Below are 16,085 nucleotides of genomic sequence, written 5' to 3'. Positions count from 1 at the left end.
TTTTTGCATTAGGGATTGAACAGTCTGTTTGAGCTCCTCGCAGAGAGCGAGTAGTGAAAGCCCGACACTTTGTAGCTTAAGCGGAAAAGTGTAATGCCCAAATACTTATTTACAATACATTATCCATTATATCTTCAACACATTCTGGATTTAATAAAGTACTTATATCTCCAAGATTACCTGTGTCATTACTGGCAATTTTACGTAAAATACGACGCATTATTTTTCCGCTTCGTGTTTTAGGTAATCCGTTTGTAAACTGTATTTTATCTAGTTTAGCAATTGGTCCTATTTGCTCTGTTATAAGTTGATTAATTTCTTTACGCAAATTATCGTGCTTTCTGCTTTCACCTGTTTCTTTAAGGGTTACATAACCATACAATGCGTTTCCTTTGATGTCATGAGGAAACCCTACTATTGCACTTTCGGAGACAGCTGGATGCTCGTTAATAGCATCTTCAATTGGTGCAGTTCCAAGGTTATGTCCAGAGACAATGATAACATCGTCTACACGACCAGTTATTCTATAATATCCAACCTCATCACGTAATGCTCCATCTCCTGTAAAGTATTTATTATCGTAGGCTGAAAAATAGGTGTCTTTATAACGTTGGTGATTACCCCAAATGGTTCTTGCCATACTTGGCCAAGGGAATTTTATACATAAACGACCATCTACTTGATTACCTTTAATTTCTTTACCATGCTCGTCCATTAATGCTGGTTGGATACCAATAAATGGTAAGGTTGCATAGGTTGGTTTGGTTGGTGTTGCAAAGGCTATTGGTGTGATCATGATACCTCCAGTTTCGGTTTGCCACCATGTATCTACAATTGGCGCTTTACGTTTACCAACGTTATCATCGTACCAATGCCAAGCTTCTTCGTTAATTGGCTCTCCAACGGTACCTAATACTTTAAGTGAAGATAAATCGTGCTTTTCTAGATGTTCTACACCTTCTTTTGCTAATGCACGAATTGCTGTTGGTGCTGTGTAAAATTGACTGACTTTATGTTTTTCTATAATTTCCCAGAAACGTCCAAAATCTGGATAACTAGGAACACCTTCAAACATTACTGTGGTTGCACCATTACATAATGGTCCATATACAATATAACTGTGTCCTGTAATCCAACCAATGTCTGCTGTACACCAATAGACATCTTTTTCGCGATATTGAAATACATTTTTAAAAGTATATGCAGAATATACCATGTATCCTCCTGTGGTATGTACCATACCTTTTGGTGTACCTGTAGATCCTGAGGTATATAAAATAAATAATGGATCTTCTGCATCCATAATTTCTGGTACGCAGTCATGATAGGCTTCATCTAATAATGGTTGTAACCATTGGTCACGACCTTTTTGCATATTAATCTCTGAATTAATACGTTTTGCTACTAATACATTGTTTACACCAGGACATTCCAAAAGCGCTTCGTCCACAATACCTTTTAAATCTATTGTTTTTGCACCTCGATAAGAACCATCTGATGTTATTACCATTTTACAATCACTATCTTTAATTCTGGTTGCTAAAGCTGTGGCAGAAAATCCTGCAAATACAACAGAATGTATTGCACCAATCCTTGCGCATGCTAAAACAGAAACTGCTAATTCTGGAATCATTGGTAAATAGATACAAACTCTATCTCCTTTACCTATTCCGTTTTCCTTTAATACGTTTGCAAATCTGCAGACGCGATCATGTAATTCTCTGTAGGTAATATGAAGCGCTTCTTCGTCTGGATTATTAGGTTCAAAAATAATAGCTGTTTTATCACCTCTTGTATATAAATGTCTATCTATACAGTTTTCGGTTATATTTAGTTTGGCACCTTCAAACCACTTAACTTCTGGTTTTGAAAAGTCCCAACTTAACACATTATCCCATTTTTTTCGCCACATAAAATGTTCTTCGGCAATTTCTTCCCAAAAACTTTCTGGATTACGGACGGATTTACGGTATACTTGGTAGTATTCTTCTAAATGTTTTATGTGATAATTACTCATGTTTTTTTGATTAAATTTTATTTATGAATCCCAACTTTGTTGGTTTTGTATATTAATTTTATTTCTTCTATAATACTATCATCATCAATTGTGGATGGTATATTATACTGTTGTTGATCTGCTATATTACGTAACAATTTACGAAGAATTTTTCCGCTTCTTGTCTTTGGTAATCGGTTTACTACAAAAACCTCTCTAAAGGAAGCTACAGCACCAATTTCGCGACGAACATCTTGTATAATTTCATTTTGAATGGTATGATGATTAAGTGAAGTTTCTGTTTTTAAAACAACCAATCCTAGTGGCTTTTGACCTTTAAGCTGACAATGCACACCAAATACTGCACATTCTGCAACAGATTTATGTGAGGATACAATTTCTTCCATTTCTGCTGTTGATAAACGATGTCCAGCAACGTTAATAATATCGTCTACACGACCTGTTATAAATATATAACCATCTTCGTCTTTGTAACCACCATCTCCTGAAAAATAATAACCAGGAAAACGATCTAAATAACCAGATTTGAAGCGTTCTGGGTTTTTCCAGAGATTACTTAATGTTCCTGGTGGTAATGGCAATTTAATAGCAACGTAGCCTTCTACACTAGATTCTACTTCCTCTCCTTCTTCATTTAATATTCTAACATCGTAACCTGATACAGGTAATCCAGCCGAACCTGGTTTTATGTCTTGCAAAGCAACACCTACCATATTTGCAATCATTGGCCATCCACTTTCGGTTTGCCACCAATGGTCAATTACAGGAATTTGAAGTTTTTCTTCTGTCCAACTTAGAGTTGCAACATCACAACGCTCTCCTGCTAAAAACAAATATTTTAGACAAGACAAATCGAAACGTTTTAACATCTGACCTTTAGGGTCTTCTTTTTTAATAGCTCTGATAGCTGTTGGAGCTGTAAACATGGCTTTTACATTATGTTCATTAATTACGCGCCAAAACGTTGATGCGTCTGGTGTTTTAATTGGTTTTCCTTCAAAAAGTACTGTTGTATTTCTATTTAATAATGGTCCGTAAGCTATAAAACTGTGTCCTACTACCCAACCAACATCACTTGCTGCCCAAAAGGTTTCACCTTCGTTTACGCCATAGATATATTTCATAGAAAATTTTAAAGCGGTTGCATAACCACCTGTATCTCTAATAATTCCTTTTGGAGTTCCTGTGGTTCCTGAAGTGTATAATATATAAGAAGGATGTGTGGAATTTACCGAAATCGCTTCGATTGATGGAGCCTCGTCGACTAACGTTTGATAATCAACATCGTAGTTTTTCTTCGGAATCTCAACACCTAATTGTCTATCAAAAACAATGACATGTTCTGGCTTTACTTCCGCTTTAGCGATTGCTTGATCTACAAATGGTTTGTATGGAATAATTTTCTGGATTTCGACTCCATTTGAAGCTGTGATAATTGCTTTTGGCTTACAGTCATTAATTCTAATAGCTAATTCATGTGGTGCAAAACCTCCGAACACAACCGAATGTATAACACCTATTCTAGCACATGCCAACATAGCATATAATACTTGCGGAATCATAGGCATATAAATGATACACGTATCTCCTTTTTGCAATCCTAAACGTTGTAATCCACCTGCAAGTTTTGACACTTCGTGATGTAATTGATTAAAGGTAATGTGCTGTTTTGTATTGGTAACTGGAGAATCGTAAATAATTGCATTTTGATCTCCAAATCCTTCTTTGATATGTTTGTCAACACACAAATAACTTAAGTTAAGTTCTCCATCTTTAAACCATTGATCATAGACATATTTATCTTTAGACAATATGCTTTTTGGTACTTTAAACCACTCCAAATTATTGGCTTGTTCAAGCCAAAATTGCTCAGGTTGATCTATGCTTTTTCTGTAAAATTGATGATAAAACATAGTTAGGCTTTTTTAGAATTAAATAAGCCGAACCAATTGGGATTAAGTACTTTTAATTTGACAAGTGCATAGATTATAAGCACAAAACAAAGTCCCAAGACTATGGATAGCATTGGACTTGTATAGGTTTGACTTTCAAATTTAAACCTAAGATAAAGCGTAACGATAGTATAAATGCTAATTATAATATCTGACGCTAATGGGTTGATGTGAAATTTCATGTCTTTAAACTTTAATTAAACTTAGTTTGTTTGCACACAAAACCAATTTTAAATAAACTTAAAAAACTGTTTTAAGTCACTAGTTCCAATATTTCTGAAACTATTTTTTTTACTGAAAAAGGTTTTGTTAAATATTTATCTGCTCCAAGTTTTAAACCTTTTTCAATATCTGAAGCTTTATTTTTAGCTGTTAAAAACACCACTTTGGTTGCCTTTAAACTGTCCGTATTTTTTATATGTGTCAGTGTTTGATAACCATCTACATTTGGCATCATAACATCTAACAAAATCACATTAGGAATATGATGTTTTAATATCTCTAAAGCCTCACTTCCATCTCTTGCTATAAACACTTCAAAACCTTGTTTTTTAAAAGTGTATTCTAACGACATTACAATATTAGGTTCGTCGTCTACAATTAAAATTTTCTTCTTCATACTTTCTAGATAACAATTTACTTAAAAGGTATGGTAAAAACAAATGTTGCTCCTTTTTTAACGTCCTTTTTTACCCAAATTTTCCCGTTATGCTTTTCTACTATTTGTTTTGTTATTGCTAAACCTAATCCGCTACCTTCTGGCTTAATAGTATTTTGATGTTTAGACTGGTAAAATTTATCGAAAATATAATCCTGATCTTCCTCTGGAATCCCTTTACCATTATCGCTTACAGAAATTTCGACTAAAGCATTACCTAACTTTAAATCAACGATAATTTGTCCAGTTTTAGGATTACAAAATTTTATAGCATTAGACAGTAAATTGGTTAATACTTGCAGGATACGATCCTCGTCATAATTAGTTTTAAAACTATGACGATTATTATTAATTATTTTCACTTCTTTTTTACTAGCAATTTGCGAGATACTACTAATGGCTTTAGTTATAGTTTTTTGAAGATCTTGATACTGCATATCTAAATGTAAACGACCAGTTTCTAGTTTTTCAAAATCAAGAATATTATGTATCAAACGTCCTAAACGATCTGAATCTTGTAGTATATTTTTTAAAAACTGAGCTTTAATGTCTTTTGGCATCTCATCGTCTTCATCCATCAAAAGCTCTGTAGCTGCCCTAATACCTGTAATTGGTGTTTTAAGTTCGTGTGCTACTGTGTCTAAAAACTCGTCTTTTTGTTTGTCTTTGGTTAGTAACTCTTCATTAGCATCTTTTAATTTTGAAGACAGTTTAGATAATTCATTAGACTTTTCTAGTAGTACCTTATTGCTAACAATGTTTTCTTTAGACTCTTCTAAAATTTTTAATACTTCTACCAGACTTATTTGTTCTTCTTTAACAACGCTTGCAATTAATATTTTGGCTGAAGCCGAACCAATACTTCCTGTTAGTAATTTTTCTGAAAAATTAATTAATCTTGCGTCTGCTAATTGGGTGTCTTGAGGCAACTTATATTTTGTAAAGAAAATTTTTAATGCTCGAGTGGCTCGTTTTTCACCTAAAAAACGAATCAAAACATTTTTAATATCTGCCACATGGGCTTCTCCTTTCCAGACCAATGCACTATCCTGAAGCGTTGTAAAATTGTTGCTATCTACAAACATCTCTGCATAATTACGTTCTCGGTAATTTCCTTTTGAGGTTAATGAAAACACTAAATAACTCATGATGTTAAACGTCATACTCCAGAAAAAAGCATGTGCAGGTGGACTTAAAAAATCGATACCAAATAAAGCGTAAGGTTTTAAAGCTGAAATACCAAACAACCCAAATTGTGTAAAATTATCTGTTCCAGTATAGACTTGTAATGTAAATGGTAATATCAAAGTATATATTGCTATAAAAAAACCAACCAATATACCAATTGTTGCTGCTTTAGACGACCCACGATTCCAGTATAAACCAATAAAAAAAGATGGTCCTAATTGTGATATAATTACAAATGATATTAAACCAATAGAATACAATGATAATTCTTTTGAAAAAATTACATAAAAGAAATATGCAGTTATTATGATGGTAAAAATAGAAATACGACGAATATTTTTAATGTATTTAGAATTTCGTTCTGGTTGGTTTTTTATAAACTTCTCTAAAAAACCATACGGTATAATTAAGTTGTTACTTACCATAGTAGACAATGCTAAAGTAGAGACAATAACCATAGAAATAACAGCCGAAAAACCACCTAAAAAAACGAGTGTGGCTAGAAATGAATTTCTGTTTTCTAAAGGAAGTAATAATGAATAATACTCTGAGTTTTGCGTCTCTCCAAAGGTTAATTTACCAGCCCAAGCAATAAAAATAACAAACAAATTAAATAATAAAAGATACAACGGAAACAACCAAATAGCTTTTTTTAAATGCTTTTCTCTATTGTTTTCTAAAACTGAAACCTGAAATTGTCTTGGTAATAAAAATATGGCCATAAAGGATAAACCAATTAAGAAAAACCAGTTAAAACCATCTTCTATTCCGCTAAGTGTAGTGAGCTGTTTAAAGTTTTCGGTAACTGAAATTTGGTTATAAATATCAGTTGTACCATCAAACAAATAAAAGGTCACATAAATACCAATTGCTAAAAAAAACACTAGTTTTAAAACCGACTCAAACGCTACTGTAGCAATAATACCTTTATGTTTTTCAGAAGCATCTGCATTTTGTGTTCCAAAAAAAGTAGCAAATATGGCTAATAATAATGCTACGTAAAATGTAGAATCGTCTATTACTGTAGTGGAAACATAGCTGGTGTCGTCAGACATGATTTCGAAAGTTTCTGAAACTGCTTTTAATTGTAATGAAATGTATGGCAAGGTACCGAATAAACAAACTATGGTTACTAAAGCACCAAGAAACCGACTATTACCATAACGTAATGAAATAAAATCTGCAATAGATGATATTTTATGCTGTTTAGAAATCCTAATAATCTTCCTAAGTACAACAATCCACAAAGGTGTTGCTATAATAGGACCCAAATAGATTGGTAAAAAATTTATACCAGAATTGGCAGCAATACCAACACTACCATAATACGTCCAAGCAGAACAATAGACTGCTAAAGATAAGGTATACACATATGGATTATTTACCCACTTACTTTGTCGTTTTTTTTCAGCAAGAAAAGCAATGTAAAATAACACTGCTAAATACATTACAATTATGATTACTAATAGGTAGTTATTCATAATGGCGTTTTAATACAATATATGAAATAACGATGGATAGCAACCAAATTGAAAATATTGAAAAATATAAAGTCGGAATACCAAAAAGAGCTCCTTCAAAATTAAAAATAAGGATGAATGGAACATTAAAAATTAAACATAATGCTATAGACAATACTACTAGCTTTTGTTCATGTCTTTTTTTCATTTGGTTTATGGAATTTCTTTTCCGCGAAAGCAAAAAATTTATAACGTTACTAATATAAGAAAATCAGCACTACAAAATGTAATGCTGACTTCCTAACTAACTAAATTTAAATTAAGTTCAATATGCTTTTCGCTTTCGCAGAAAAACACTCAGACAGAACTCAAAGCCTTAATGATCGTGAGCTTCTCCTGCTCCTGAAGGAATTCTTATACTTTCAACCATATCTTGTACATCTTGAGGAGGAGCTGGTGTTAATCTAGAAACGATTAATGATATTACAACATTTACACACATTGCAATAGTACCAAATCCTTCTGGAGAGGTACCAAACCACCAATCTGCACTTGTACCACCACCAAACATGTTTAGTTTAAATTTCATCATGTAAAATAGCATTAGTACAATACCTACGACCATACCAGAGATGGCACCTTGACTATTCATACGTTTATCAAAAATACCCAAAATAATAGCCGGAAAAAAGGAGGCTGCTGCTAAACCAAATGCTAGCGCGACGACTGCAGCTACAAATCCAGGTGGATTAATACCAAAATAACCTGCAATTAAGATAGCTACAAAAATAGCTATTCTAGCCACTTTTAATTCGTCTTTATCAGAAATATCAGGCTTTAGTTGTTTTTTAACTAAATCGTGAGATACAGATGTCGAAATTACCAATAATAATCCTGCTGCTGTTGACAATGCTGCTGCCAATCCTCCTGCTGCTACTAAGCCAATTACCCAATTAGGTAGATTAGCAATCTCTGGGTTGGCCAATACCATTATATCTCTATCAACATACAACTCGTTTGAAGCATCACTTACATTAGCAACCACACGTTCTCCATTTGCTCCTCGTGCATCAGTATATTCTGGTTTTTTACCTGACAAAGCATTTCCTGCGACATATTGAATTTTTCCATCTCCATTTTTATCTGACCAAGCAATTAACCCTGTATTTTCCCAATTTTTAAACCATTCTGGAATTTCTTTATATTCTTTATTACTAACGGTTTCTATTAAATTAGTTCTAGAAAACACTGCAATTGCAGGAGCTGTTGTGTATAAAATAGCTATTAAAAATAAAGCATAACCAGCAGATTTACGTGCATCTTTCACTTTTGGAACAGTGAAAAAACGTACAATTACGTGCGGTAATCCTGCTGTACCTGTCATTAATGCTAAGGTAATTGCAAAAACATCCCAAGTACTTTTGGTTCCGCTTGTATATTCGTTAAAACCTAATTGAGTGTGTAAAGTATCTAATTTATCTAGTAAAAATGCACCACCTTCAACCTTACTTCCCATTCCTATTTGCGGAATAATATTTCCTGTCATTTGCATTGATATAAAAAATGCAGGCACCATAAATGCAAATATTAATACACAATACTGAGCCACTTGTGTGTATGTAATACCTTTCATTCCTCCTAATAAAGCAAAGGTTAAAACCACAGCCATACCTATTATCACACCTATATTAATATCCACTTGTAAGAATTGAGAAAATACAATACCAACACCACGCATTTGTCCTGCAACGTAAGTAAACGATACAATTAATGCACAGATTACAGCTACTGTTCTTGCGGTATTGGAGTAATATCTATCTCCAATAAAATCTGGAACAGTAAACTTTCCAAATTTTCTTAAATATGGTGCTAATAATAGCGCTAAAAGCACATATCCACCAGTCCAACCCATAAGGTAAACCGATCCATCATAACCCGAAAAGGAAATGATACCAGCCATACTAATAAAAGAAGCTGCACTCATCCAATCGGCTGCAGTAGCCATACCATTTGCTAAGGGAGAAACACCTCCACCAGCAACATAAAATTCTTTAGTTGAGCCTGCTCTAGCCCAAATTGCTATTCCAAAATATAAGGCAAAAGTAAGTCCTACTAATAACCATGTCCAAAATTGTACACTCATAATATTATTGTTTTTTAAAGTTATTAGTTAAGACTAATCGTCAAAACCGTATTTTTTATCTAGTTTATTCATTAATCTTACGTATACAAATATTAATATTACAAATACGTATATTGAGCCTTGTTGTGCAAACCAGAAACCTAGTTTAAAACCACCTAATCTAAATTGATCTAATTCTTCTCTAAATAAGATTCCGCATCCAAAGGACACTGCAAACCATATGACAAGTAATATTGCTAAATATTTAATATTTTCTTTCCAATACGCTGATGCGTGTTTTTGTTTATCACTCATAGTTGTTAATTTTTATAGATAAATCATAGCTTGAAGCGAAATTGTATTTGCATCTAAAGCTCCAAATTCTTGATTTTTATATTCTAAAGTTAATTTTGAATTATGCCCACTCATGTAAGCATTTACACCAATACCTAAAGTAGATCTGTCATCACTTACCGCATCATAACTATGCGTGCCATAACTTATATAAGGTTGAAACCTTGTTTTTGCAACATCACCTTTAAATACATAACCAACATGACCGTAAATCATACTTCCTGTACCATAAGCACTGTACAAATAGTTTTTACCATAATCGCTATTTTGATACACTGCATAGGCTGTAATTGCGCTTCCGTTATCACCAATTGGAGCATCATAAAAGGCATCCACAGCAAAGATTGAAACATCCTCACCTTCTAAATTTGGTGTTAATGCTGTACCAGTATCTATTACAGAGCCTTTAGGATGTAAAAAGAAACCCGCTCCAACATTAAAAATCTTTTTTCCTCCCAAATAACTACCTACTTTATAAGGCAGGAAGTTAGATTCTTGATCTAAGAAATTATAATCAAAATAACCAGCGTATGTTTTACCAGCATCTTTAGAACCTAGAGTTGCACGACCGTTATACACTGCTTCTCCTCCTGCAACAGTAGTACGAGCATCTAAAGTAGATACAGATGCATCATTAATAGCAACACGATATTGGAGCTTATCAAATTTTCCTTTTGCAAAAACACCTAAATGACGTGCAAATTGATCTGACAACCCAATGGTTGCCCAAGATTGACGATTGTTGTCTAAGGTCATCATGTTAAGTGTACTTTGGTTATTTAATCTAGAAATTCCATTAAAATAATGTAAACCACCCCCAACAGTGTGGTCTTTACCTAAATTGTACTGTGCCCAAACATCATGAAAAAAGAGTTGAGCCCCATCTCCTTTTCCCGTTGGACTTAATGTAGAACTGGTTAAACTGTTTAATCCGAAGTGTGAAACGATTAAAAAGTCTTTGTTTATTTGTGCAAACATTAATATACGAGCGCGACGTAAATTGAAATTTAATTTACTGTTCTCCTTTCCGTTAGCATCAAAAGTATCATCTGTATTGTAATTAGCTTGGACTTGAGCCCAAGAAATAAGTCGAAGATATTTAGATCCATCTTCGTTAAATTTAAACTTAAGACCTCCATCATAATCAAGAGAACCTTGAGCTTTCATATACTGAAAGGACATTAAAAAGAGTCCTGCCAATAATAGTGTATGTTTTCTCATTGTTTAAGGGATTAATTAGTAGTTAATTGATTTTGTGTGCACTACTAAGCTCTTAAAAACAATGTGTTAACAGAAAATTAATATATTTATCTGTTAATTTAATATACTAATCTTTAAAACGCTCCCATTTTATTAACATAAACTTATCCCCTAACTCTGTAACTACGACACCTGCGCCTTTAATATTTTTTGAATTACTGAAATAAACTGCTAATTCTGAAGCGTTTAAAATCTTATAAGTTGGGTGATAATTAGAGTTATATGGACGTTTGATATTGTATTTTTTGACCCAATTCATGATACTAACGTGAGAGATCCCTAAAATACGTTCAATTTCTCGATAGGTTAATCCTTCTAAGTATAATTGTAACGATTTATTAACGTAGTAGTCGTCTATCTTCTTACCTATCTTATTAACAGAGAAAAAATAGTTGCATTTTTTACACTTATAACGCTGTCTATTATTAACAATTCCACTTTTAATGTAATGGTCTGATCCACAATTGGGACATAAATCTACGGTCATATATATTAATTTAGCATAAATATATCATTTTAGCAATAAAAATTATATAAATTAGTTAAATATTTAAATATTAACCACAAAAAAAGCTTTAAAATAGTGAATAACACTAGTTTTTAAAGCTTAAATTATTAAAATAACAAAAACAATAGATTTACACAGTATTAACCATTAAAAAACGCTTCTTCATCTTTAGTTAATAATCTTGAATGAATTAAAAAACGTAATCCTAAAGGAATTTCCAATGAAAAACTTGCACCTCGACCTTCAGTAACATCTACTGTTAAGTGCGTGTGTTTCCAATATTCAAACTGGTCTTGATTCATATAAAAATTAACATCATTTAAAGTTCCTAACAAAACATCACTTTCATCTAAATACATATCACCTTTTTCAAATACCATAGGAGCAGAACCATCGCAACAGCCTCCACTTTGATGAAAAATTAAATCGCCATGCTTTGCTTTTAATTGGTCTAAAACTTTTGCTGCTTTTGGTGTAATTGCTACTCTTTTCATAATTTAAATTTATTATAAAGGCTGAATTACTTAATAACTCAGCCTTAAATACTAATACTTTATTTCTACTAAAAGAAACCTAATTTATTTTTATCGTAAGAGATTAACATGTTTTTAGTTTGACGATAGTAATTAAGCATCATCACATGGTTTTCTCTACCAAAACCAGATTTTTTATAACCACCAAATGGTGCATGTGCAGGATAAGAATGATAACAATTCACCCATACACGACCAGCTTTAATCGCTCGTGGTATTTGATATAATTGATGTGCATCTCTGGTCCATACTCCTGCTCCGAGTCCATAAAGTGTATCATTAGCAATTTCTAAAGCTTCGGCTTCATCTTTAAACTTTGTAACACAAACGACTGGCCCAAAAATTTCTTCTTGGAATACTCGCATTTTATTATTACCTTCTAATATTGTTGGTTTGATGTAAAACCCTTCAGCTAAATTACCGGATAATTTATTAGCAGATCCTCCTGCCAATACTTTTGCTCCTTCTTCTTTTCCTATTTCTATATAAGATTGTATTTTTTCATATTGATCTTTAGACGCTTGTGCACCAACCATTGTATTTACATCTAATGGATTATCTTGTATTATGGCATTTGTTCTTTCAACCACACGTTTCATAAAATCATCGTAAATATCTTCTTGAACCAAAATTCTAGAAGGTGCGGTACACACTTCCCCTTGATTAAAGGCAAATAAAACAGCACCTTCAATTGCTTTATCTAAAAAAGCATCGTCATGATCCATAACCGAATTAAAGAAAACATTTGGTGATTTACCACCCAATTCCATTGTTACAGGATTTAAATTTTTAGAGGCGTACTGCATGATTAATTGTCCTGTTGTAGTTTCGCCTGTAAACGCAACTTTATCTACTTTAGAGCTTGATGCCAAAGGTTTACCTGCTTCTGGTCCAAAACCATGTACAATATTTACAACTCCTGGAGGAAATACATCAGCTATTTTTTCCATTAACAATGTCGCTGTAGAAGGTGTTTGTTCGGCTGGTTTTAAAACCACGCAATTTCCTGTAACTAAAGCTGGAGGTAACTTCCAAGACAACATTAGTAATGGGAAATTCCAAGGAATAATTTGTCCAACCACACCTAATGGTTCCTTAATATTCATGGATAATGTGTGTTGGTCTAACTCGGTTGCACTACCTTCTTCAGATCTAATACAAGCTGCAAAATAACGCCAATGATCCACACATAATGGTAAGTCTGCGTTTAAGGTCTCACGAATAGGTTTTCCATTATCACAGGTTTCCATAATAGCAAATTCCTCTAAATTAGCTTCAATAATATCTGCTACTTTATTTAACAACGTTGCTCTTTCAGTTGCTGAGGTGTTTCCCCAAGATTCTTTTGCTGCATTGGCTGCATCCAAAGCCATTTCGACATCTTCTTTTTGTGATCTTGGATATTTAGCTATTAAACTATTGTCTATTGGAGACGTATTTTCAAAATATTGACCATCTATAGGATCAACAAATTTTCCGTTTATAAAATTGCCATATTTTTCTTTAAATTTAGGTTTAGAATAACTCATATAATTTCTTATTAAATTAGTGAATAGATAATTTTTTAGTTTAAAAAATATATTATCTTTATTTTTGATAAAGTTATTTTATCATATTCTAATTATATTGAACAGAATTATCATAATCTTGAACATATCTATTATTAACAAATGTATGTTCAAATTTTATTGTAGTATTGAATATGCAGTCCTTATTAAATTATCATAAAAGTAGCCGAAAACTGACCACTTTAGTGGAAAATAGAACAACGTATAATGCAGATTATGCAGAACTTAACATATATGAAACCCACGCTTTTGCAGAAAAAGTGTCATTAACTTTTAACTTTCCGATAATAGCAAGTATGCTAACTGGGCAGAAAGTTATGCATATAGATGGTTTTAAAGCTTTTGATTTTTTTCCAGGTGAATCTGTAGTCATGCCAACTAACAAGGAAATGGTTATTGATTTTCCTATTGCCACTAAGCAACAGCCAACCCAATGTTTAGCCCTAGGCATTGATGCTTTTAAAATTGATGAAGTTGTCGAAAAATTTAACCAACATGTAGCCATAGAAAACGAGAATAACAGTTGGGATTTAGACCAAAGCACTTCGCATTTAATAAATAACACAGACGTTAACCATTTAATAGAAAGGTTAACCTATACTTTTACCAATAACAATAAATCTAAGGACGTTTTATTGGATTTGATGATACAGGAATTGATTGTCAGACTACTTCAAACTAAAGCAAAGTCTTTAATTATGAATGATCTTAATCATATTTTTCACGATACTAGAATTGGAACCGTTATAAAATTTATTAAAGACAACTTAACCAATAAAGATATTAGTGTAGACCTACTGGCTAAAAAAGCCTACATGAGCACGTCTCACTTCCATAAGCAATTTAAAAACACCTTAGGTATCTCTCCTATTGATTATATAAACTCTGAAAAAATTAAGTTTTCTAAAAAATTAATTAAAGAATCTACAGATTTTAGAATGTCAGAAATTGCTTTTAAATCTGGTTTTAATAACACAAGTTACTTTAACAGGCAATTTAAAAAAATGGAACTAATGACGCCTCAACAGTTTAAAGCTTCGATAAATAAAGGCTAAATTATTTCTTTTGTTATAAAAAAGATTAACCGCTATTAGTTAATAGTTTAGAAGAAGCCTTACAATTTACTCATGAAAACCCTTTTTTAAAAATTTAATAATATTATAATTAAAAAAGGCTACGTTATAAATATATGTAGCCTTTTTATTATTTATGATACTTATTGTAAACTTTGACAAGCTATCAAGCCTTCAGTAATAAATATTCTCCTATCGTTTACATAAGCTAATTACTCAATAAGAACTTTAGTAGCATACGATTTGTTTTTACTATTCATTTTAACAAAATACATTCCAGGAATAAATTCTGAACAATTTACAGAAACTGTCTTGTCTAAAGTATTTTCAAGTGTTAACTCTAGCACTTGTCTTCCCGTTACATCATACATAAATAACATACCAGAAAAATCAATTGAGAAATTAAAGTTTAAATTATCTGACGCTGGATTTGGATACATTTTAATTCCTTTAGAAGTAGTTAAACTCTCTACTGTTAATGAAGGACACTCACCAATAGCTTCACCATCATCCTCATACGTATTACATTGCCAAACGACACCTGCATCTGTTCTTTGAGGACCAAATTCATGGTCTCTACCAAATAAATTATTTAAAACAGAAACGTTTGTAGGAACACCTAAACCATTACCTTTATCTATTATCTGCACACTATAACCTCCTCCATTAATCCAGTTGTCTTCAATTAAAACATTATTTATAGTACCTACGTTAGTAGACATAATAATACACTGACTATTTGCATAAGTAGGATTGTTCCAAGGCATATCAAAATTATTCCATCTCATAATACCATTTCCACCGTTTACCATTTGTACTCCATCTGCATGAGCACCATCTGCATAACCTAACTCGTGAATATAGCAGGACTCAATTAAAAAATTACTAACAGGCTTTAATCCGTCATTTCCGCTATTCCATATATTACATCTTCTTGCAATAAAATTATCTCCATAGATAGCTGCACTTTGCATTCCTCTAATTTCACAATCTTCTATTAATAAATTAGTATAATCATTACCATTAGAGTCTTTGTAGTTACAACGTATACCATAATAACCACCAGTTTCTATTAAACAATTTTTAATGGTGACATTATTTGCTTTAATATTTAAAGAACCTGAAATAATTGCATTCTCCAAAATAAAATTATCTGTAGTTATTGTGGTTGTTCCTGTGTATGCTGTTAATGTACCAGTTGTCCCTGTATTTGTTAAATCGGGTTTAACTTGAGAAAAACCATTGACAAATGATAATAAAAACAGAAAAGTAAATAATTGTTTCATACAGAATATAATGTAAAGGATTAATTAAACATTATGTACGTATGAAGTTTACTTTTTGGATCATTTAACAAAAAAAACTTTTAATAACTATTATTTTAACATAAAA

Annotated in this window: 12 protein-coding genes; 1 reads left to right on the top strand and 11 read right to left on the bottom strand. The window is 32.3% G+C overall.

The genetic code is table 11. The annotated features are described in order from the left end of the window. Positions 1-109: 109 nt before the first annotated feature. The 10 genes from acs to JAO71_RS02790 all read right to left on the bottom strand — a co-directional run bounded on the left by acs (position 110) and on the right by JAO71_RS02790 (position 13,581). Positions 110-2,017 carry an acetate--CoA ligase gene (gene acs / locus JAO71_RS02835; RefSeq protein ID WP_202998687.1) on the bottom strand — a complete coding sequence of 636 codons (1,908 nt, stop codon included), beginning with the start codon at positions 2,015-2,017 and terminating at the stop codon, positions 110-112. A gap of 17 nt (positions 2,018-2,034) precedes the next feature. After that, a complete protein-coding gene (locus tag JAO71_RS02830; protein ID WP_202998685.1) occupies positions 2,035-3,930 on the bottom strand; it encodes an acetate--CoA ligase in 1,896 nt (631 codons plus the stop codon). A 292-nt stretch (positions 3,931-4,222) separates the two neighbouring features. Then, entirely contained in the window at positions 4,223-4,588 is a 366-nt protein-coding gene (locus tag JAO71_RS02825; protein ID WP_028606278.1) for a response regulator transcription factor, read from the bottom strand. 17 nt (positions 4,589-4,605) lie between these two features. Next, positions 4,606-7,296 carry a sensor histidine kinase gene (locus JAO71_RS02820; RefSeq protein ID WP_202998677.1) on the bottom strand — a complete coding sequence of 897 codons (2,691 nt, stop codon included), beginning with the start codon at positions 7,294-7,296 and terminating at the stop codon, positions 4,606-4,608. Between the two features lie 355 nt (positions 7,297-7,651). Further along, a complete protein-coding gene (locus JAO71_RS02815; protein ID WP_202998675.1) occupies positions 7,652-9,418 on the bottom strand; it encodes a sodium:solute symporter family protein in 1,767 nt (588 codons plus the stop codon). Between the two features lie 33 nt (positions 9,419-9,451). Beyond that, a complete protein-coding gene (locus tag JAO71_RS02810; RefSeq protein WP_054851225.1) occupies positions 9,452-9,712 on the bottom strand; it encodes a DUF4212 domain-containing protein in 261 nt (86 codons plus the stop codon). A 12-nt stretch (positions 9,713-9,724) separates the two neighbouring features. Further along, a complete protein-coding gene (locus JAO71_RS02805) occupies positions 9,725-10,972 on the bottom strand; it encodes a hypothetical protein (RefSeq protein WP_202998673.1) in 1,248 nt (415 codons plus the stop codon). 106 nt (positions 10,973-11,078) lie between these two features. After that, complete coding sequence (locus JAO71_RS02800; RefSeq protein ID WP_028606281.1) at positions 11,079-11,498, bottom strand: transposase-like zinc-binding domain-containing protein; 420 nt, start codon at positions 11,496-11,498, stop codon at positions 11,079-11,081. A 161-nt stretch (positions 11,499-11,659) separates the two neighbouring features. After that, positions 11,660-12,013, bottom strand: a complete 354-nt coding sequence (locus JAO71_RS02795) for a DUF779 domain-containing protein (RefSeq protein WP_116822951.1) — start codon at positions 12,011-12,013, stop codon at positions 11,660-11,662. A gap of 68 nt (positions 12,014-12,081) precedes the next feature. Then, a complete protein-coding gene (locus tag JAO71_RS02790; protein WP_202998671.1) occupies positions 12,082-13,581 on the bottom strand; it encodes an aldehyde dehydrogenase family protein in 1,500 nt (499 codons plus the stop codon). 173 nt (positions 13,582-13,754) lie between these two features. Here JAO71_RS02790 and JAO71_RS02785 point away from each other — a divergent pair, with 173 nt between their 5' ends. After that, on the top strand, positions 13,755-14,675 hold the full coding sequence (locus tag JAO71_RS02785) for an AraC family transcriptional regulator (protein WP_202998669.1): 921 nt from the start codon (positions 13,755-13,757) through the stop codon (positions 14,673-14,675). Between the two features lie 230 nt (positions 14,676-14,905). On the opposite strand, the gene JAO71_RS02780 is transcribed toward JAO71_RS02785, so the two are convergent. Further along, positions 14,906-15,979, bottom strand: coding sequence for a right-handed parallel beta-helix repeat-containing protein (locus JAO71_RS02780; RefSeq protein WP_054851231.1), 1,074 nt, complete (start codon positions 15,977-15,979; stop codon positions 14,906-14,908). Between the last annotated feature and the right edge of the window lie 106 nt (positions 15,980-16,085).

It is taken from the genome of Olleya sediminilitoris (assembly GCF_016785945.1).
Classification (GTDB): domain Bacteria; phylum Bacteroidota; class Bacteroidia; order Flavobacteriales; family Flavobacteriaceae; genus Olleya; species Olleya sediminilitoris.
Note: the sequence above shows the minus strand (reverse complement) of the source record. Positions and strands in the feature narration are given on the sequence as shown.

Excerpts from the sequence above, each read along its gene's own strand:
- JAO71_RS02800 (WP_028606281.1), bottom strand. The coding sequence starts at position 11,498 with ATGACCGTAGATTTATGTCCCAATTGTGGATCAGACCATTACATTAAA.
- JAO71_RS02820 (WP_202998677.1), bottom strand. The coding sequence starts at position 7,296 with ATGAATAACTACCTATTAGTAATCATAATTGTAATGTATTTAGCAGTG.
- JAO71_RS02810 (WP_054851225.1), bottom strand. The coding sequence starts at position 9,712 with ATGAGTGATAAACAAAAACACGCATCAGCGTATTGGAAAGAAAATATT.
- JAO71_RS02780 (WP_054851231.1), bottom strand. The coding sequence starts at position 15,979 with ATGAAACAATTATTTACTTTTCTGTTTTTATTATCATTTGTCAATGGT.
- JAO71_RS02795 (WP_116822951.1), bottom strand. The coding sequence starts at position 12,013 with ATGAAAAGAGTAGCAATTACACCAAAAGCAGCAAAAGTTTTAGACCAA.
- acs (WP_202998687.1), bottom strand. The coding sequence starts at position 2,017 with ATGAGTAATTATCACATAAAACATTTAGAAGAATACTACCAAGTATAC.
- JAO71_RS02830 (WP_202998685.1), bottom strand. The coding sequence starts at position 3,930 with ATGTTTTATCATCAATTTTACAGAAAAAGCATAGATCAACCTGAGCAA.
- JAO71_RS02825 (WP_028606278.1), bottom strand. The coding sequence starts at position 4,588 with ATGAAGAAGAAAATTTTAATTGTAGACGACGAACCTAATATTGTAATG.
- JAO71_RS02785 (WP_202998669.1), top strand. The coding sequence starts at position 13,755 with ATGCAGTCCTTATTAAATTATCATAAAAGTAGCCGAAAACTGACCACT.
- JAO71_RS02815 (WP_202998675.1), bottom strand. The coding sequence starts at position 9,418 with ATGAGTGTACAATTTTGGACATGGTTATTAGTAGGACTTACTTTTGCC.
- JAO71_RS02790 (WP_202998671.1), bottom strand. The coding sequence starts at position 13,581 with ATGAGTTATTCTAAACCTAAATTTAAAGAAAAATATGGCAATTTTATA.
- JAO71_RS02805 (WP_202998673.1), bottom strand. The coding sequence starts at position 10,972 with ATGAGAAAACATACACTATTATTGGCAGGACTCTTTTTAATGTCCTTT.